Origin of the sequence: Paracoccus contaminans (genome assembly GCF_002105555.1) — a bacterium.
Classification (GTDB): domain Bacteria; phylum Pseudomonadota; class Alphaproteobacteria; order Rhodobacterales; family Rhodobacteraceae; genus Paracoccus; species Paracoccus contaminans.
Map to the genome: position 1 here is coordinate 725,348 of NZ_CP020612.1, position 18,122 is coordinate 743,469.

General features: G+C 69.1%; 16 protein-coding genes and 1 tRNA gene. 3 read left to right on the plus strand and 14 right to left on the minus strand.

The genetic code is table 11. The features are described 5' to 3' along the window. Positions 1-2 precede the first annotated feature (2 nt). Positions 3-998: a zinc ABC transporter substrate-binding protein gene (locus tag B0A89_RS03490; RefSeq protein WP_085376940.1), complete on the plus strand. Its 996-nt coding sequence runs from the start codon at positions 3-5 to the stop codon at positions 996-998. A gap of 3 nt (positions 999-1,001) precedes the next feature. Here the strand turns inward: B0A89_RS03490 and ptsP are convergent, their stop codons facing one another. The 8 genes from ptsP to B0A89_RS03525 all read right to left on the minus strand — a co-directional run bounded on the left by ptsP (position 1,002) and on the right by B0A89_RS03525 (position 9,006). Further along, positions 1,002-3,251, minus strand: a complete 2,250-nt coding sequence (gene ptsP / locus B0A89_RS03495; protein WP_085376941.1) for a phosphoenolpyruvate--protein phosphotransferase — start codon at positions 3,249-3,251, stop codon at positions 1,002-1,004. Positions 3,252-3,303: 52 nt separating this feature from the next. Beyond that, entirely contained in the window at positions 3,304-4,560 is a 1,257-nt protein-coding gene (locus B0A89_RS03500) for an aspartate kinase (protein ID WP_085376942.1), read from the minus strand. Between the two features lie 85 nt (positions 4,561-4,645). Then, positions 4,646-5,068, minus strand: coding sequence for a DUF1178 family protein (locus B0A89_RS03505; RefSeq protein WP_085376943.1), 423 nt, complete (start codon positions 5,066-5,068; stop codon positions 4,646-4,648). Continuing rightward, positions 5,065-5,535 (minus strand): hypothetical protein, encoded by a 471-nt coding sequence (locus B0A89_RS15055; RefSeq protein WP_240558624.1) that lies wholly within the window; start codon positions 5,533-5,535, stop codon positions 5,065-5,067. Before B0A89_RS15055 ends, B0A89_RS03505 begins: the two co-directional genes overlap by 4 nt. A gap of 20 nt (positions 5,536-5,555) precedes the next feature. Then, the gene (locus B0A89_RS15060) at positions 5,556-6,344 is read right to left on the minus strand and encodes a 3-deoxy-D-manno-octulosonic acid transferase (protein WP_240558625.1); all 789 of its coding nucleotides are present in this window, start codon (positions 6,342-6,344) and stop codon (positions 5,556-5,558) included. 742 nt (positions 6,345-7,086) lie between these two features. Next, positions 7,087-7,160 (minus strand) — tRNA-Cys (locus B0A89_RS03515). A gap of 106 nt (positions 7,161-7,266) precedes the next feature. Beyond that, the gene (locus tag B0A89_RS03520; RefSeq protein WP_085376944.1) at positions 7,267-7,728 is read right to left on the minus strand and encodes an OsmC family protein; all 462 of its coding nucleotides are present in this window, start codon (positions 7,726-7,728) and stop codon (positions 7,267-7,269) included. Between the two features lie 51 nt (positions 7,729-7,779). Next, positions 7,780-9,006, minus strand: a complete 1,227-nt coding sequence (locus B0A89_RS03525; protein ID WP_085376945.1) for an argininosuccinate synthase — start codon at positions 9,004-9,006, stop codon at positions 7,780-7,782. A 193-nt stretch (positions 9,007-9,199) separates the two neighbouring features. Here B0A89_RS03525 and ilvA point away from each other — a divergent pair, with 193 nt between their 5' ends. After that, the gene (ilvA, locus tag B0A89_RS03530) at positions 9,200-10,447 is read left to right on the plus strand and encodes a threonine ammonia-lyase IlvA (RefSeq protein ID WP_085376946.1); all 1,248 of its coding nucleotides are present in this window, start codon (positions 9,200-9,202) and stop codon (positions 10,445-10,447) included. Between the two features lie 8 nt (positions 10,448-10,455). Here ilvA and B0A89_RS03535 read toward each other — a convergent pair whose 3' ends face one another. Next, positions 10,456-10,827: an Hpt domain-containing protein gene (locus B0A89_RS03535; protein WP_085376947.1), complete on the minus strand. Its 372-nt coding sequence runs from the start codon at positions 10,825-10,827 to the stop codon at positions 10,456-10,458. Positions 10,828-10,941: 114 nt separating this feature from the next. Here B0A89_RS03535 and B0A89_RS03540 point away from each other — a divergent pair, with 114 nt between their 5' ends. Beyond that, positions 10,942-12,225 (plus strand): PP2C family protein-serine/threonine phosphatase, encoded by a 1,284-nt coding sequence (locus B0A89_RS03540; RefSeq protein ID WP_085376948.1) that lies wholly within the window; start codon positions 10,942-10,944, stop codon positions 12,223-12,225. 327 nt (positions 12,226-12,552) lie between these two features. Here the strand turns inward: B0A89_RS03540 and B0A89_RS03545 are convergent, their stop codons facing one another. From B0A89_RS03545 to B0A89_RS03565, 5 genes are all read right to left on the minus strand, one after another. Beyond that, the gene (locus B0A89_RS03545; RefSeq protein WP_085376949.1) at positions 12,553-13,209 is read right to left on the minus strand and encodes a L,D-transpeptidase; all 657 of its coding nucleotides are present in this window, start codon (positions 13,207-13,209) and stop codon (positions 12,553-12,555) included. A gap of 180 nt (positions 13,210-13,389) precedes the next feature. Continuing rightward, positions 13,390-13,908: a SixA phosphatase family protein gene (locus tag B0A89_RS03550; RefSeq protein WP_085376950.1), complete on the minus strand. Its 519-nt coding sequence runs from the start codon at positions 13,906-13,908 to the stop codon at positions 13,390-13,392. Positions 13,909-13,992: 84 nt separating this feature from the next. Next, positions 13,993-14,892, minus strand: coding sequence for an acetylglutamate kinase (argB, locus tag B0A89_RS03555; protein ID WP_085376951.1), 900 nt, complete (start codon positions 14,890-14,892; stop codon positions 13,993-13,995). Positions 14,893-14,983: 91 nt separating this feature from the next. Further along, the gene (locus B0A89_RS03560) at positions 14,984-17,128 is read right to left on the minus strand and encodes a calcium-binding protein (protein ID WP_085376952.1); all 2,145 of its coding nucleotides are present in this window, start codon (positions 17,126-17,128) and stop codon (positions 14,984-14,986) included. Between the two features lie 32 nt (positions 17,129-17,160). Beyond that, positions 17,161-18,072: a hypothetical protein gene (locus B0A89_RS03565; RefSeq protein ID WP_157115230.1), complete on the minus strand. Its 912-nt coding sequence runs from the start codon at positions 18,070-18,072 to the stop codon at positions 17,161-17,163. Between the last annotated feature and the right edge of the window lie 50 nt (positions 18,073-18,122).

Here is an 18,122-nt window from a genome sequence, read left to right on the forward strand (position 1 = left end):
CGATGGCAAGGCTTTTCCTCGCGGCGCTGGCCGCGCTGGTTCCCACCCTGGGGGCAGCGGGCGCGCCGCAGGTCGTGACGGACATCCTGCCCGTGCAGGCCCTGGCCGCGCGGGTGATGGAGGGCGTGGGCGAACCCGCGCTGCTGGTCCGGCCGGGCGCGTCGCCCCATGAATATGCGCTCAAGCCCTCGGAGGCGGCGGCGCTGGAAAAGGCGCAGGTGGTGTTCTTCGTCGGGCCCGAACTGTCGCCATGGCTGGTGCGGCCGGTGGAAACGCTGGCGCCCAAGGCGGTGCATGTCAGGCTGCTGGGCGCGGCGGGAACGCAGACCCTGACCAACCGCGAGGGCGCGACATTCGAACTGCCGGACGAGGATCACGACCACCATCACGGCGGCGGGGATGACCACGAGGATCATGGCGGGGATCACGGCGGCGATCACGGCGGCGATCACCACGGCCATCATCACGAGCCTGGGGGCATCGACCCCCATGCCTGGCTGGACCCCGAGAACGGCAAGGCCTGGACGCGCGCGATGGCGGCCGAACTGTCCCGGATCGACCCCGCGAATGCGGCCCGCTATCGGGCCAATGCCGATGCGGCGGTGGCCGAGATCGACGCCGCCGAGGCGGACACCGCAGCGGCGCTGCGCCCGCTGGGCGATGTGCGGTTCCTGGCCTTTCATGATGCGTTCCAGTATCTGGAACACCGCTTCGGGATCGGCGCGGCAGGATCGGTGTCGGCCAGCGATGCGGCCACGCCCGGACCGCGGCGGATCGCCACGCTGCGCGACGCCATGGATGCCCGCCAGGTCAGCTGCGTGCTGGCCGAGCCGCAGTTCGATCCCGACCTGCTGGGCGCCGCCCTTGGCGGGCACAAGATCCCCACGGTCGTCATCGACCCGCTGGGCGGGGATGTTCCCGCCGGTCCGGGCCGCTATCCCGCGATGATCCGGGCGATGGGCAAGGCCCTGCAGGACTGCGGCAGGACGGGTCACTGACCGTCAGACCTGCGCGCCCGACGCGGCCAGGAAGGCGGTCACGGCCGGGCGCAGGTTCGTCGCCCCTTCCGCGCGCGCCGCGTCGATCGCGACGCGCAGGGCGGCTAGGTCGATGCGGCGGATCAGCGACTTGACCGGCCCGATCGAGGCGGGCCGCATCGACAGCTGCCGCAGGCCCAGGGCGGCGAACACCGCCGCCTCGACCGGCCGGCCGGCATCCTCGCCGCAAAAGCTCAGCGGCACGCCCGCCTGGCCGCAGCGGTCCACGATCATGCCGATCAGGTCCAGGAACGGCGTGGACAGCGTGTCATAGCGGCGGCGGACACGCTCGTTCTCGCGGTCCGCGGCATAGAAGAACTGCTTGAGATCGTTGCCCCCGATCGACACGAAATCGCATTGCCGGAAAAAGGCGGGCGGGGCGAAGGCCAGCGAAGGGGTTTCCAGCATCGCGCCCACGCGCAGCTCGGCGGGGACCGGGCGGCCCATCTGCGCCTCGCGCCCGATCTGCTCGACCAGCATGGCGCGCCCCTGGGCGAATTCGTCCTGGTCGGCGATGAAGGGGAACATCACGTTGAGCGGACGCCCGGCGCTGGCGCGGATCAGCGCCTGCAACTGCATCTGAAGCACGCCCTTCTTGTCCAGCCCGACGCGGATCGCGCGCCAGCCCATCGCCGGGTTCGGCTCGTCCAGGCGCTTCATGTAGGGCAGGACCTTGTCCGATCCGATATCGAGCGTGCGGAACACCACGGGCTTGCCGCGCGCATTCTCGATCACCCGCGCATAAAGGCCGGCCAGCTCGCTGCGCCGGGGAACGCGGGGCCGGGTCAGGAATTGCAGCTCGGTGCGGAACAGCCCCACCCCTTCGGCGCCCGAGCTGTCGATGCTGGGCAGGTCGGCCATCAGCCCGGCATTCATGAACAGCCGCACCGTCGTGCCGCATTGCGCGGTCGCCGGCAGGGCGCGCAGCCCGGCATAGCGTTCCTGCGCCTCGGCCTGCATGGCGATCTTGTCGCGAAAGGCGGCGGCAACGGAATCCTCGGGACGCAGATGGACGATCCCGGCATCCCCATCGATCAGGATGGGATCGCCGTTCAGCGCCTCGGACCGGATGCGGGCGGCATGGATCACCAGCGGGATCGCCAGCGCCCGCGCGACCACCGCCGCGTGGCTGCCGACCGAACCGTCCTCGAGCACCACGCCCCGCAGGCTGCGGCCATAATCCAGCAGCTCGGCCGGCCCGATATTGCGCGCCACCAGGATCGGATTGGCCGGCATCGTCCCGCCGGTATCCTTGCCCTGCCCCGTCAGGATGCGCAGCAGGCGGTTGGACAGATCGTCCAGATCGTGCAGCCGGTCGCGCAGATAGGGATCGGCCGCGCTTTCCAGCCGCGCGCGGGTCTGCGACTGTTCCTTCTCGACCGCCGCCTCGGCCGAAAGGCCCAAGTCGATGTCTTCCTCCATCCGGCGCAGCCAGCTGCGCGAATTGGCGAACATCCGGTAGGCTTCCAGCACCGCCTCGCCCTCGCCGCCGCCCATCTCGGCGCTGGCGACCATCTGCTCGACGGTGTCGCGCAGCACGGCGACGGCCTCGGTCAGGCGCGCGCGTTCCTTGGCCGGGTCGTCGCCGACGGGATTGGTGATGACCACGCGCGGCTCGTGCAGCCAGACCTGCCCTTCGGCCGCGCCCTCCTGCCCGCCGGTGCCGCGAAAGACGGCGGGAAAGCGGTGGGTCAGGGGATGGGCCTCGTTGCCGACGAAGGCGCCCAGTTCGGCCATCTCGGCCAGGACCATCGCCACGACCTCAAGCCCGTAGATCTCGTCCTCGGAATATTCGCGCGCCTCGCGCGACTGCACGACCAGCACGCCCAGCCGCTCGCCCACGCGCCGGATCGGCACGCCCAGGAACGAGGGGAACACCTCCTCGCCCGTTTCGGGCATGTAGCGGAAACCGGCCTGCGAGGGCGCATCGGCCGTATTGATGGGCCGGCCCGTGCGCGCGACACGGCCGACCAGCCCCTCGCCCAGGCGCAGCCGGGTGCGGTGGACCGATTCCGGGCGCAAGCCGCAGCTTGCGCACAGCTCCAGCGTGTCGGGATCGCGGAACAGATAGACCGAACACACATTCGAGCGCATCGAATCGGCGATGTGATGGGTGATGCGGTCCAGCCGCGCCTGTCCGTCGCCCGGCGCGGCAAGCGTGTCACGCAGCCGGCCCAGCAGCTTGCGCGATTCGCTTTCCAGGCTTTCCGGCATGATCCCCAGCCCCCTTCCCGGCCCTCACCGATGCCGGTGCGGGCCGCCCGGATCAGGCTTTCTCAAGCTCGAAGGCATCATGCAGCGCCTGCACGGCCAGTTCCATATACTTGCGGTCGATCAGGACCGAAATCTTGATCTCGCTGGTGGCGATGACCTTGATGTTGATGTTCTCGTCAGCCAGCGCGCGGAACATGCGTGCCGCGACCCCCGTATGGGACCGCATCCCGATCCCGACCACCGACACCTTGGCCACCTCGGTATCCACGGCAAGATCGTCATAGGCGATGCGGCCGGCGGCGCGGGCATCCTCCATCGCCTTGCGGGCGCGTTCGACCTGGTTGATCGGGCAGGAAAAGGTCATGTCGGTGACCGCGCCGGGGTGATCCTCGTAATCGCGTTCCGAGATGTTCTGGACGATCATGTCAACGTTGACGCCCGCCTCGGCCAGGGGCGCAAAGATGGCGGCGGAAATGCCGGGCCGATCCTCGACCGTCACCAGCGTGATCTTGGCCTCGTCGCGCGAATAGGCAACGCCCGAAACGACCTTGGATTCCATGATCTCATCCTCAGCACAGACCAGCGTGCCGCTGGTATCGTCGGTGTCCTCGAAGGACGACAGCACCCGCAGGCGCACGTTATAGCGCATCGCCAGTTCGACCGAGCGCGTCTGCAGCACCTTGGCGCCGAGGCTGGCCAGTTCCAGCATCTCCTCGAAGGCGATGCGGTCCAGCTTGCGGGCCTTGCCGCTGATGCGCGGATCGGTCGTATAGACGCCGTCCACATCGGTATAGATGTCGCAGCGTTCGGCGCCGAAGGCGGCGGCAAAGGCGACGGCGGTGGTGTCCGACCCGCCGCGGCCCAGCGTGGTGATGCGCCCGTCCGGCGCGACACCCTGAAACCCCGCGACGACCGCGACCTTCATCCCTTCGGCGAATTTGGCGTCGATGTTGCCCCGCGGGATCGACACGAACCGGGCGCTGCCGTGCTGGGCGGTGGTGTTGATGGGCACCTGCCAGCCCTGCCAGCTGCGGGCGGGCACGCCCATTTCCTGCAGGCGCAGCGCCATCAGCCCGGCGGTGACATTCTCGCCCGAGGCGACGACCGCATCATATTCGCGCGCGTCATAAAGGCGCGAGGTGCCCTCGACCCAGCCGACCAGTTCGTTGGTGCGGCCCGACATGGCGCTGACGATGACGATGACCTGATAGCCGCGTTCGACCTCGCGCTGCACCTTGCGGGCAGCGTTGGCGATACGGTCCAGATCGGCCACCGATGTGCCGCCGAATTTCATGACCAGAAGCGGCATGGCAAGCCTCCAGCGCCGGGTTGACCGGGGGCTGATAGGGCAGGCGCATCGCGGGGGCAAGGGGCGCGCCCTGCGCCCCCGTCCGTCAGGACAGCTTGCGGCGCGGCATGAACGGCAGCGGAGCGACGGGAACGCCGTCCTCGATCAGGCGCCGGGCATCCTCGACGCGGGCCTCGCCGTGGATCGCCCGGTGCGGCATATCGCCCTCGTGCATGGCGCGGGCCTGCGCGGCAAAGGCGTCGCCCACATAATCCGAATTCGCCTCGACCCGGCGGCGCAGTTCCGCCAGCGCCTGTTCGGCCGGGCTGGCCGGGGCGTCCAGCGCCCGCGCCGCCGGCTCGTCACGCGCGGGAATGGCAGGGGCCATCGGTGCCTTGGCGATCTGGGCCGAGCCGCACACCGAACAGCGCACCTGCCCGGCGGCGCACAGGGAATCGAACCCGTCCGCCGACCGGAACCAGCCGTCGAAATCGTGCCCCAGCTTGCAACGCAGCGCATAACGGATCATCCGGCGTCCCCCTTCGACCCGCCAATATCGGGGCCGCCCGCCGCCGGTTCAAGCGGCCCCTCCGCTGCCAGCGACAGCAGCGCCGCGACCAGCGCCCCCGGATCAGGGGCAGCGGCCATCAGCGCGGCGCGCGCGGCGGCGCCCATCGCCATGCGCCGCACAGGCGCATCCATCAGCGCGCCCACCTGCCCGGCCAGCCCGTCCGCCGAAACCTGCACCGCCCCCCCGGCCGCGCCCAGCGCGGCATAGTCATCGGCGAAATTGGCGACATGGGGGCCATGGAGCAGGGCGCAGCGGAAGGCCGCAGGCTCCCACGGGGTATGCCCGCCGCGGTCGGTCAGCGAGCCGCCCACCATGCAGATGCCGGCGGCCGCATAGGCGCGCTCCATCACGCCCAGCCGGTCGATCAGCAGGACAGCCGCACCGCCCCAAGACCCCTCGCCCTGATCCTGGCCACGCCGGGCCATCGTCAGGCCGCGCGCTGCAATCATCGCCGCAACCGCATCGGCCCGCCGCGGATGGCGCGGCGCCAGGACCAGCCTTGCGCCCGGACGGCGCTGCCGCAGCGCCAGATGGGCGTCAAGCGCCGCCTCATCCTCGCCCGGATGGGTCGAGGCGGCGAGCCAGACCTCTCCCCTCTCCGGGCCGTCAGGGGGGGGATCATCCGCGCGGGCCCCATCAGCTTGAGATTGGTGCGCGGGGCCAGCGCCCCGGCCCGCAGGCCAAGCCCGATCAGCCGCCCTTCGGTGGCCGCGTCCTGGGCCGACAGCAGGTCGATCCCGCCCAGCACCGGGGCGATCAGCCCGCGCGCGCGCGCCCAGCGCCGGGCCGAGCGCGCCGACATCCGCGCGCCGATCACCGCCTGCCCGATCCCTCGCGCGCGCAGGGCGGCGCTGCGGCTCGGCCAGATCTCGTTTTCCACCGTCACCGCCAGCACCGGCCGAAGGGCATCCAGAAACCGCGCCACGGCCTGCGGCGCGTCGAGGGGCGCCAGCCGCGCCGCCAGGCCCCAGCCGCGCGCCAAGGCCCGGCCCGTGCGGCTGTTCGCCGTGACCAGCACCGGCCGCGCCGCGGCCAGCGCCGTGATGATCAGCCGGGCCGAATTCAGCTCGCCCACGCTGGCCGCATGAACCCAGATCGCACCCGGCATGCGGGGCAGCTCATCCAGCGCCAGCCGCTCGCGCAGGGCCGGATCAAGGGGGGCTGCGGGCCGGGCCGCGGCCCCGGCCAGGCGCGTCAGGCTGCGATACAGCACCAGGCTGGCGCGATCCGTCACGGGATCAGGCAGGGATGGTGGCGGCCAGCGCCCCGGGGGCAGCCCCGGCCGGGCGGCAAGGCCGACAGATGAAACCGTTCCACATGCCCGAAACCTCTTGCAGATCAACCGCCACGCAATGCGGTCTAGACGGGAAGGCCGGCCCGGAACAACGGAAAACCCGGCACGGGCACGCCATGCCGCCGCGGGAAACCCGGCGGCGCGGCGCATGCGCCCATGCCATGCCGCGCAGCGCGGCCCGGACCCGCAGCCGAGATCCTGCGCAAGGGCAGGCGCTCAATTCCTCAGGCAGCGGATGGTTCGGCCCCTGTGTTTTTCTGGCCCGACGTGCTGAACCGCGCCCCGGCAGGAATCAAGGCGAGGCTGACAGCACCGCCTTGGCCCCACGGCCCAAGGCAAATGCGCCAGGACTGCCCGGCCGCATCATGCGGCGCAGCGGCACTGGGGGCGCGTGCCTGGCCAAGCACCATGCCGCAGCGGCCCGCCTCCGCCGCGATGATCCGGTCAGGGGACCATGCCTTTTGCCTTGCCCTTCCGATCGCAGCGGAACGGCCCATCTTGGCTGGCGCATATGGCGTGCCAACAGTAATCCAGCCGGATGGGGCGGGCCGATCATGCCCAGGCGCAAACGAGGAGGGCTGATGGCGCATGGCAGGCCCCGCGCATGACCCGCGGCGCAGACATGAACCCCAAGCGGGCCGCCAAGGGCGCCGAAATCCAGCCGCATGCGAAAGGGAGAATGTGGAGGCGGGTACCGGAATCGAACCGGTCTTCACGGATTTGCAATCCGCTGCGTAACCTCTCCGCCAACCCGCCGCCGTGAGGTGAAGGGTTGATAGGCCATCGCGCGCCGTCCTGCAAGCACCGAGCGGCCGGGCCGGCGGCCCCGTTCGGGTGCGCCGCAAGCGGTCGGCGCCGGCGGTCAGGCGATCACGAAGCGGGGCTGGTGATCGACCGGGAAGTTCACCGAACGCGCGATGAAGCATACCTCGGGGATGCGGTGGTGGATCGCCGCGGCGGCGGCGATGTCGGTGCCGGCCGCGACGGTGATCCGCGGGCGCAGCGTTGCGCCCAGAAAGCGGCCCGCGCCGCCGGGACCGGCCTCGGCGATGCCCAGCGGGCAATCCTCATAGGCCGTGACCACGATGGCGGCATCGGCGGCGTAGTGCAGGAACCATAGCATGTGGCAGGCCGACAAGGCCGACAACAGCAGATCCTCGGGGTTCATCTTGCCGGGGTCACCGCCCAGCAGCGGGTCGTTGGAACAGTGGATGACCGGCTTGCCGGGCACCGCGATGTCCCAGGTCCGGTCATAGCCGCGATAACTGGCCGTCCCCTGCCCGCGGTTGCCTGTCCAGATGATGGCAGAGGCATGCTGGTGCATCGTGATCCCCCGGGGTCGCGGGCGGCGCCGGCGCGCAGCCCGCAGCCGCGCCTACTTCACCCGCGCGTTGCGGTTGCCGATCAGCTTCAGCCGCAGCGCGTTCAGACGGATGAAGCCGGCGGCGTCCTTCTGGTCATAGGCGCCGGCGTCATCCTCGAACGTCACATGCGCCTCGGAATAAAGGCTCATGTCAGACCAGCGCCCGACGGTGTTGGCGCTGCCCTTGTATAGCTTGAGCCGCACCGTGCCCGAGACATAGTCCTGCGACTTGTCGATCAGCGCCTGCAGCATCTCGCGTTCGGGGCTGAACCAGAAGCCGTTATAGATCAGCTCGGCATAGCGCGGCATCAGGCTGTCCTTGAGATGGCCCGAGCCGCTGTCCAGCGTGATCTGCTCGATTCCCCGATGCGCTTCCAGCAGGATGGTGCCGCCGGGCGTTTCATAGATGCCGCGCGACTTCATCCCGACAAACCGGTTTTCCACGAAATCCAGCCGCCCGATGCCGTGCTTGCGGCCATGGTCGTTCAGCGCGGTCAGCAGCGTGGCGGGCGACATCGCCTGCCCGTTGATCGCCACCGCGTCGCCCTTTTCAAAGGTGATCTCGATATATTCAGGCGTGTCGGGCGCGTCCTCGGGGCTGACGGTGCGGGCATAGACGTAATCGGGCGCCTCCTCGGCGGGGTTTTCCAGCGCCTTGCCCTCGGACGAGGTGTGCAGCAGGTTCGCGTCCACGCTGAAGGGCGCCTCGCCGCGCTTGTCCTTGGCGATCGGGATCTGGTTCGCTTCGGCGAACTCGATCAGCTTGGTGCGGCTGGTCAGATCCCACAGGCGCCAGGGCGCGATGACCTTGATCGACGGATCGAGCGCATAGGCAGACAGCTCGAACCGGACCTGGTCGTTGCCCTTGCCGGTCGCGCCGTGGGCCACAGCATCGGCGCCGTGCTGGTGCGCCAGCTCGACCAGCCGCTTGGCGATCAGCGGGCGGGCGATCGAGGTGCCCAGCAGATACAGCCCCTCATAAACGGCATTGGCGCGGAACATCGGGAAGACATAGTCGCGCACGAATTCCTCGCGCACATCCTCGATATGGATGTTCTCGGGCTTGATGCCCAGCAGCTCGGCCTTGGCCCGCGCGGGCTCCAGCTCCTCGCCCTGGCCGAGATCGGCGGTGAAGGTGATGACCTCGCAGCCGTATTCCGCCTGCAGCCATTTCAGGATGATCGAGGTGTCCAGCCCCCCGGAATAGGCGAGAACGACTTTTTTCGGTGCGGCGGTCATCTGCAGTCCCCTTTCCTTGACCGGGACGGATTATGGCCTTTCGGGCAGGCTCACAAGAGAAAGCGGCGCAGCGCCCCGGCGGCTGCGGGGGCGCCTGCGGGCGGGCGCTTGGGGCGGCCTTTCGGACGGCCTTTCGGACGGGGCGGGACGGGCGGCGCTTGCCAAATGGCGCGGTTTTGCCCAAGTCGTTCCCATGACCGCATTCACCGACTCTGTCGCCGCCGCCGGTGCGGCGCTGCGCGCGCTGTTCGACCCGACCCCGCTTCAGCGCAACGACCATCTGTCTGCGCTGTATGATGCGGATATCTGGCTCAAGCGCGAGGATCTGACCCCCGTGCGCAGCTACAAGCTGCGCGGCGCCTTCACCGCGATGCATCATGCAAAGGCTGGTCCGGGCGCGCATTTCGTCTGCGCCAGCGCGGGCAACCATGCCCAGGGGGTCGCCTTTGCCTGCCGCCATTTCGGCGCGCGGGGCACGATCTTCATGCCGGTGACGACGCCGCGCCAGAAGATCGACAAGACGCGGATCTTCGGGGGCGATGCGGTCGAGATCGTGCTGACGGGGGATTATTTCGACCAGACCCTCAAGGCGGCGCAGGACTTTACCGTCCAGCAGGGCGCGGTGTTCCTGTCGCCCTTCGACGATCCCCATGTGATCGAGGGGCAGGCCACGGTGGCGCTCGAGCTGCTGGCGCAGATGGACGGGGCGCCGGACCGGGTGGTGCTGCCGGTCGGGGGCGGCGGGCTGGCCGCGGGCGTGACACGCTGCCTGGGCGATCTGGCGCCCCGGACGGAATTCACCTTTGTCGAGCCGGCCGGCGGAGCCAGCCTGGCCGCGGCGCTGCAGGCGGGCGCGCCCGTCACCCTGCCGCGGGTGGACAGCTTCGTGGACGGGGCGGCGGTGGCGCGGATCGGGGCCTTGCCCTTTGCCCAGCTGTCGCGGTTCAGCCCCGCCGATGTGCTGGCCGTGCCCGAGGACCGGATCAGCGCGACCATCATCCAGATGCTGAATGTCGAAGGCATCGTGCTGGAACCGGCCGGGGCGCTGGCCATCGACGCGCTGCGCGATCTGGCGGCGCGGGGCATGCTGGAGGGACGGCGCGTCGTCTGTGTCTGCTCTGGCGGGAATTTCGATTTCGAGCGCCTGCCCGAGGTGCGCGAACGCGCCCAGCGCTGGGCCGGGCTGAAGAAATATTTCATCCTGCGCCTGCCCCAGCGGCCCGGCGCGTTGCGTGAATTCCTGGGCCTGCTCGGCCCCGACGACGATATCGCGCGGTTCGAATATCTCAAGAAGTCGGCGCGCAATTTCGGCTCGGTCCTGATCGGGATCGAAACGACCAGCCCCGATCATCTGGAATCGCTGTCCGCGCGGCTGGCGGTCGCGGGCTTTGACTGGCGCGACATCACCGGGGACGCGGTCCTGTCCGAATTCCTGATCTGATCGCGCCGTCAGGCGGCGCCCGTGTCCTGATGCGCCGTCCTTGCCTCGATGTCGCGCATCAGTGCCCGCTTGGACGCGGCATAGCTTTCCATCAGGGTTTGGGTCCGCAGCGATGCCTGCCTGCCCTGCAGCAGCATCGCCTCCCACGCGTCGCAGGTCTGGCACAGCGCGGTCAGCCCGATATTGAGCGCGCAGCCCTTCATGAATTGCAGGGCGTGGCGCAGGCTGGCAGCATCGCCGGCCAGCCCACCGGCGGCGTCTGAAGCGGCGATCCCCATGATCGCGCCTTCTATTTCATCAAGGAACATTTCGATGATGGGCCGGAACTCAGCCTCTCCGACCTCGTGGCGCACGGCCGCCACGCGCCTCCAGTCGATCATCCCGCTCTCCAGCTTTGCACGACTGTGGCCTAGCGCGGGCGCGTTGACAAAGCCTGAACAGTTCAAATGATCGGCGTTAACCCGTCATTCATGCGCGCCCGCTAAGGCTCGGTCATGCCCGAGCTGAATCGTTCCCGGACAGACAAGCCGCATGCTGCGCCCCCCGCACGGGCGCGGGCGCGCCTGGTGCTGCTGGCCGATGGCAGCCGGGCGCATCGCCAGTTGCTGCGCCTTCAGCTGGAACGCGCCGGCTATCGGGTGATCGAGGCGGCGGACGGCACTACCGCCCTGCGCCTGTGCCGTGAGGCAGAGCCGGACATCATCCTGTCGGACTGGCTGCTGGACGGGATCAGCGGCCTTGACCTGTGCCGCGGCCATCGCGGCCTGTCCCGCAACAGCTATGGATTCTTCATCCTGCTGACGCCCCGCCATGACAGCGCCGACGTGACCGAAGGCATGCAGGCCGGCGCGGACGATTTCCTGACCAAGCCCATCGCCGGGGCCGAACTGCTGGCCCGGCTCAGCGCGGCCGAGCGCGTGCTGGACATGCAGGATACGCTGTCGGCGGCCAATGCCCAGCTGCGCAGCGCCCTCGACCGGCTGAGCGCGGCGCAGGACCAGATCAACGCCGATCTGCGCGAGGCGCGCAAGCTGCAGCTGGCCATGATCCGCGAAAGACAGCGCAGCTTCGGTCCCATCCGCGTATCGCTGCTGATGCGGCCGGCAGGGCTGATCGGGGGCGACCTGGTGGGTTATCACCAGATCGACGAACGCACCGTGGCGCTGCACGCCATCGACGTCTCCGGGCACGGGGTCGCGGCCGCGCTGATGACCGCGCGCGTCGTCACCCAGATCGAGGCGCTGTCGCAGGATACCTCGCTGACACCGGCGCAGGTGGTGCGGGCGCTGAACGACCAGATGATCGACGCTGTCCATACCGACAGCTATGTCACCCTGGTCTATGGGCGGCTCGACCTGCCCAGCGGGCATGTGCGACTGGTCCAAGCCGGCCATCCCCACCCCGTCGTCCAGCGCCGGGGCGGCGCGATCGAGACGGTAGGCCAGGGCGGGCTGCCGGTGGGCGTGCTGCCCGACGCCCGGTTCGAGGAAACCGCCCTGACGCTGGGCAGCGGCGACAGGCTGCTGATCGTGTCGGACGGGATCACGGATGCCGCCAGCGCCCGCGGCATGCTGCTGGGCGAGGAAGGGCTGAACACCATCCTGCAACTGAATGCCCCCCTGTCAGGCTTCGGCCTGCTGGAATCGATGTGCTGGTCGGTGTCCGAGTTCTCGTCCGGAGAGCGGCAGGACGATGTCTCGGCGCTGCTGGTCGAGCATCTGCGCCCCGCCCCCGTCCTTGCGGGACCGGGCAGGCCCGAGGGGCGGAAAGCGGACTAGGTCATCCCCCCTGTCCGCATGCCTTGGGTAAAAGGGGCGGACAACGCGTCGCCCCGCGCGGTGCAAACAGGAAGGCCGGCCCGTCTTGCCTCGCTCTTGTGCTGGGCGGCGCTGCCCCCGTAAGCGTCGGCGCTGCTCTTGTGCTCGGCGGCGCTTGCCCCTGTGGGCGTCGGCGCTGCTCCTGGGCTGGGCGGCGCTGCCTTGGGGGCGGCCTGGCGCGGCGCCCGTGCCGATCGGCCTGCGCGGCGCTGCCCTTGTGCGGGCCGGCATGCCGGCCCCGTCCGCCCCTGCCCCCGGGGCTGGTCGGCGCGCCCCCTCTGCGGCCGCTCAGATCAGCAGCACCTGCGTGCCGATCTTGGTCAGGCCATAGAGTTCCTTGATATGCTCGTTATACAGCCCCACGCACCCGTTCGAGGACTTGCGCCCGATCTTGCGCGTGTCATGCGTGCCGTGGATGCGGTAATATTGCCAGCTGAGCCACAGGGCATGCGTGCCCAGCGGATTGTCCGGGCCGGCAGGGACGAAATCGGGCCAGTCGGGATTGCGCCTTTTCATCTCGGGCGTGGGCGACCAGGTGGGGCCTTCGACCTTCTTGATGATTTCGGTGCGGCCGCGGCGGGTCAGGTCGTCGCTGACCGGGATCGAGGTGGGATACAAGCGGAACACCGACTGGTCCTCGGACCAGAAGCTGAGCGCACGCGAGGTCAGATCGACGAGGATCGCGCCGTTGTTCAGGTTGTCGAAATACTGCTGCCAGTCATGCATGCGAAAGCTCGACTGGTTGCGCCGGGTGTCCGACGTATCATATTGCACCACACCCGCATCGGGCGTCGCCCCTGCCGGACCCGTCCGTTCAAGCGTCTGGCCCGAATAGGGATCGGTCGCCTGCGCGGCGGCGGCACCGGCCAGCGAGGCTGCGCCCAGGCCGACCGAGGCGGCCAGAAAGCGGCGCCTGCCGAGGTCGCGTGGGGTGTTGCGGGTCATCCTGTCGTCTCCTGTCCTGTCGGCCGTCAGCGGCTGTTGGGCAACCGGCGTGGTCATGGGGCCGAGCAGATAGGCGCGATTGCGCCCTTTGCAATTCAAAGCCGCGTCACCGCCGCAGATCGCGCGATGCTGCGATCAACAGGTCACAGGCAGGTCATGAAAAGCGCAAAAAGGCCGCGGTCAGCCGCGGCCGTCAAGGCGCACGAAATCAAGCATGCTGCCCTGTCCGGGCCGGATGTCGGCCCAGCCATCGGCCTGGAAATCCACGACCAGCGTCGCGGCGGTGGGAAAGCGGCGGAATTCGGGGGAAAGCGGCGGCCTGGCCGGCAGCATCGCGGCAAAGGCGGCAATGCCGGGATTGTGGCCGATCATCATCACCGTCGGCGCCCTTGCGCTGCGCAAGACCTCAAGCATCGTTTCGGGCGTGGCATGATAGAGCGCCTGTTCCAGCCGCAGCGCCGGGCGCGTCTCGAACACGGCGCCCGCCATCCTTTCCCAGGTCTCGACCGTGCGGCGGGCGGGCGAGCAGAGCACCTCCTCGGGGTCATGCCCGCGGCTTGCCAGCCAGTCGCCCAAGGCGCGCGCCGAACGCCGCCCGCGTTCGTTCAGGGGGCGGGCCTCGTCAGGAAGGGACGGATCGTCCCAGTCAGACTTTGCATGGCGCGTCAGAATCAGGCGGCAGTATCCCGGCGGTGTCATCCTCGTCCTTTCCGCGGCTATGCCCGCCCAGACTGCCACCGCGATTCGCGCCCGGCAAGCATCGATCGGCAAGGCCCAAAGCAGTTACAGCCCGCTATCCCCCTGCCGCAGCCCATGCGGCTTGACGCGCGGCTCGGTAGAGCGGATCAGGCTGCCCGCGCCTTGTTCGGTGAACAGTTCCAGCATGGCGGCATGCGGCACCCGGCCATCCAGGATCACCACCGCGCGCACCCCCTCCTCCAGCGCCTTGAGGGCCGTTTCGGTCTTGGGGATCATGCCGCCGGCAATCGTGCCGTCCTCGATCATGCCGCAGATCTGGTCGGGATGGATCTGCGTCATCACCTGCCCCGAGCCATCCTTGACCCCCGCCACATCGGTCAGCAGCAGCAGACGATCGGCCCGCAACGCCCCGGCGATCGCCCCCGCAGCCGTGTCGCCGTTGACGTTGAAGGTCTCGTTGTCGGCCATGCCCGTCGCCACCGGCGCGATCACCGGGATCAGCCCCGCCGCGTAAAGATCACGGATGATCTGGACATTCATCTCGACCGGGCGGCCGACAAAGCCCAGTTCGGGGTCGTCCACCTCGCAGACCATCAGGTCATCGTCCTTGCCCGAAATCCCGATCGCGCGCCCGCCCGCGTCGTTGATGGCCTGCACGATGCGCTTGTTCACAAGGCCCGACAGGACCATCTCGACCACCTGGACGGCCTCCTTGGTGGTGACGCGCTTGCCGCGGACAAAGCGGCTTTCGATGCCCAGCCGCTCCAGCAGCTCGTTGATCATCGGCCCCCCGCCGTGGACGACGACCGGGTGGATGCCGACCTGCTTCATCAACACGATGTCGCGGGCGAATTCGGCCATCGCCTCGTCGTCGCCCATGGCGTTGCCGCCGAACTTGACGACCACGACCGCGCCCGCATAACGCTGCATATAGGGCAGCGCCTCGGTCAGGGTGCTGGCGATGCTGACGAAATCACGGTCCATGCTTTGCTGTCTCATCGGGGCTGTCCGTCTGGTCTGCACGGACGCTAGGCAAAGCGGGGGCCAAGGTCCATAGGCGCCGCAAGCATCAGTTTCACAAAATGAAATCGTCCGCCCCAAGGGCCTTGGCGCCCTCGACGCGGATCACGAGATCCGCCCTTCGATCGCCGTCGGCGTCCACCACGACGCGCATGCCATCCCCGTCCGCCAGCCAGGCGAGCTGCATCGGCACGCCCGTCAGCCGCCCGGCCCCGGCAACCGCGGCGATCCCCAGCGCCGACAGGTCGATCCGGTCTGTCCCGTGAACGAAGTCGCTGATCGTGTCGGCCCCGCCGGAGGCATCGCCCACGCCCAGGAACACGAAGACATCGGCCCCGTCCCCCCCGATCAGCTGGTCCAGCCCGACGCCGCCCGTCAGAACGTCGCCGTCGCCGCCCCCCGCTAGGACATCGTTGCCCTCGCATCCGTTCAGGGTATCGGCGCCCCAGTCGCCGATCAGCTGGTCATCGCCCCCATCCCCCGCCAGCAGATCGTCACCTGCCTGCCCGTTGAGACTGTCCGCCTCATCGCCCCCCGACAGGCTGTCCTGCCCCATCCCGCCGCGCAGGCGGTCGGCGCCGCCGCCGCCGGAAAGAAAGTCGTTCCCGCCATTGCCCCACAGATCATCATTGTCCCAGCCGCCATCCACGGTGTCGTTCCCGCCGCCCCCCACGATGATGTCGGCGCCCCCTTCGCCCAGAAGGATGTCGTTGCCCTCGTCCCCCACGATCGTGTCCGCGCCGGTCCCGCCCAGCGCCCGGTCGTCGCCATCGCCCATGAACAGCTTGTCGTTGCCGCCGTGGCCGCGGGCCGTGTCGTTGCCGGCGCCGCCCAGCACGACATCGTTGCCGGCCTCGCCCATCAGCACGTCGCGCCCCTCGCCACCCGCCAGGCGGTCGGCCTCGTCCCCGCCCCAGATCGTGTCGTTGCCGGCCCCGCCATGCAGCCAGTCGCGGCCGCCGACGCCCAGGATCAGGTCATCGCCCGCCTCGCCCAGCACGATATCGTTGCCCGCGCCCGACATCATGTTGTCGTTTCCCGCACCGCCCGCCAGAAAGTCGTCGCCCGCGCCCGATCGCATCGTGTCCCTGCCGGTGCCGGCGAACATCCGGTCGCGGCCGGCGCCGCCGAACATCATGTTGTTCCCGCTGCTATCCCGAAAGACGTTGTCGCCGTCCAGGTCCAGCATGATGTCGTCGCCCGCGCCGCCGACCATCCGGTCATTGCCGGCAAAGCCGAACAGGCGGTCGTTCCCGTCGTCGCCCGACAGAAAGTCATCGCCCGCCCCGGCATTGATCCGGTCATCGCCCGCACCGCCGATGATCAGGTCATTGCCGGCCTGGCCGGCCATCAGGTCGTTCCCGCCCTCGCCCATGACCGTGTCGTGATCGTTTCCGGCCAGGACGGTGTCGTTCATCCCGCCGGCCATGATGAAATCGTTGCCGTTCCCGCTCCAGATCGTGTCCTCGCCGTCCTGGGTGGTGATCCGGTCGTGGCCCGCCCCGCCAAGGACGTAATCCTCAAGCTGGCTGCCGAAGATCGTGTCGTTGCCGGTGAAGCCATAGATGAACGATCCGCCCTCGTCGGCCCGCAGCACATCGGCCACCCCGGTCCCCAGGATGGTCGAGCGCACGTCCGGCGGCTGGTAATGGGCGATGGGGAACATCGCGTCGGTGAACATCTCCGCGCTCAGCCTGCCGCCGCCGCTCCGGTGCACGTCGATGCGGGTTTCGCCGGCCTGGATGGTGATGCCCCAGGACTGGCGCACAAAGCGCAGCTGATAGGTGGACCGGATCATGCCCATCATCGACAGGTCCAGCCGGTCCGTCCCCGCCTCGAAATCGCGGATCGTCACCACGCCCTTCACGGGCGTCGGCATGAAGACATCGGCCCCCCGCCCCCCCGCCAGCGACAGCGGGCGCGTTCCGCCGATCAGGATGTCGTCCCCCGGCCCGCCATCAATCCGCGTCGTGTTCAGCCCGCCCTGAATCAGGTCGTTTCCGTCCGTGCCGACATGGGCGCCTTCGGCGACATGGCGCGTCACCCCGATGCGGCCGGGGTCGATCCAGAACTGGCTGACCCCGGATTCGGTGGCGGAGGCGGCAAAGACGACGATCTTGCCGCCGATCTCGCGCACCGCCAGCGCCGATACATCCGCAAGCGACCTGCCCTGTTCATCGGCAATGCTGTCCAGATGCACCAGCCGCCCGTCGGGCGTCAGCGTGAACAGGCTCAGCCCGTCATCAGCCCCCCCACGATGATGAAAGTCCGCCCGGCGACCTGCGCCACCTCCATCACCGTAGCCGACTGAAAGCGGGTGGTGCGTTCGTCGACGACATGATCCACCGGGACAAGCCCGCCCCCCGGCACGATGCGGGCCGTGGTCAGGGACGAACTGAAGGCCGAACTGACGATGGCATAGTATTTGCCCTCGACCTCGACGGCCGCGATGTCACGCGGCCCGTTGAAGCCGGTGCCCCGCGCCCCGCTGACGAATCGTCCGGGCGAGAGCTGGCCATCGGGGCCGACGACATGGGCGGCAATGTAATTGCCGCGCGTCGATGCCGACAGGATCAGATCGGTCGCGCCGATGCGGATGGTCGAAACGCTGTCGATCTGCGCGCCGCGCACCAGCCCCGGCAGGACGGGGGCCGTGACCGGCGCGCCCAGCGTGCCGTCCGCGGCCTGCTTCCACAGCGACAGCTCTGCCCGCTCATGCCGGGTCGTCCAGACGAAGGACTGCCCGCCGGCGCTGGAAAGGCTGCCCGCATCCAGCAGGTCGCGCGGCAGATGCGACCGGATCAGGGGAACATCCTTTTCGACAATGCCGCTGTTCGGCCTGATCTGGCTTGCAAGCTCGGCCGCGCCGTAAAGACCGGCAGCCATCATCGTGACCCCGCCCCCGGGCCGATACAGCAGGACCGCCTGCGGCTCTGCCATATGGGTCAGGCGGTCGGGGTAGTCGTAATTCGCCACCAGCCTTGCGGCCGAGTCGGCATCCGTCACGCGCCAGCGGCTCATCCCGCCGCCATGGGCGGTGCTGCCCAGCAGAACGATCTGCCCCCCGACCTGGCCAAGGGTCAGGTCGGTCATATTGGCAACACGGCCCCGGACGATCGTCCCGACGAACTGGAAGGCTGTCATCTGCTGTCTGCCCGATCCCTGCCACATCCCGGATCGTTGTTGCCGGCCAA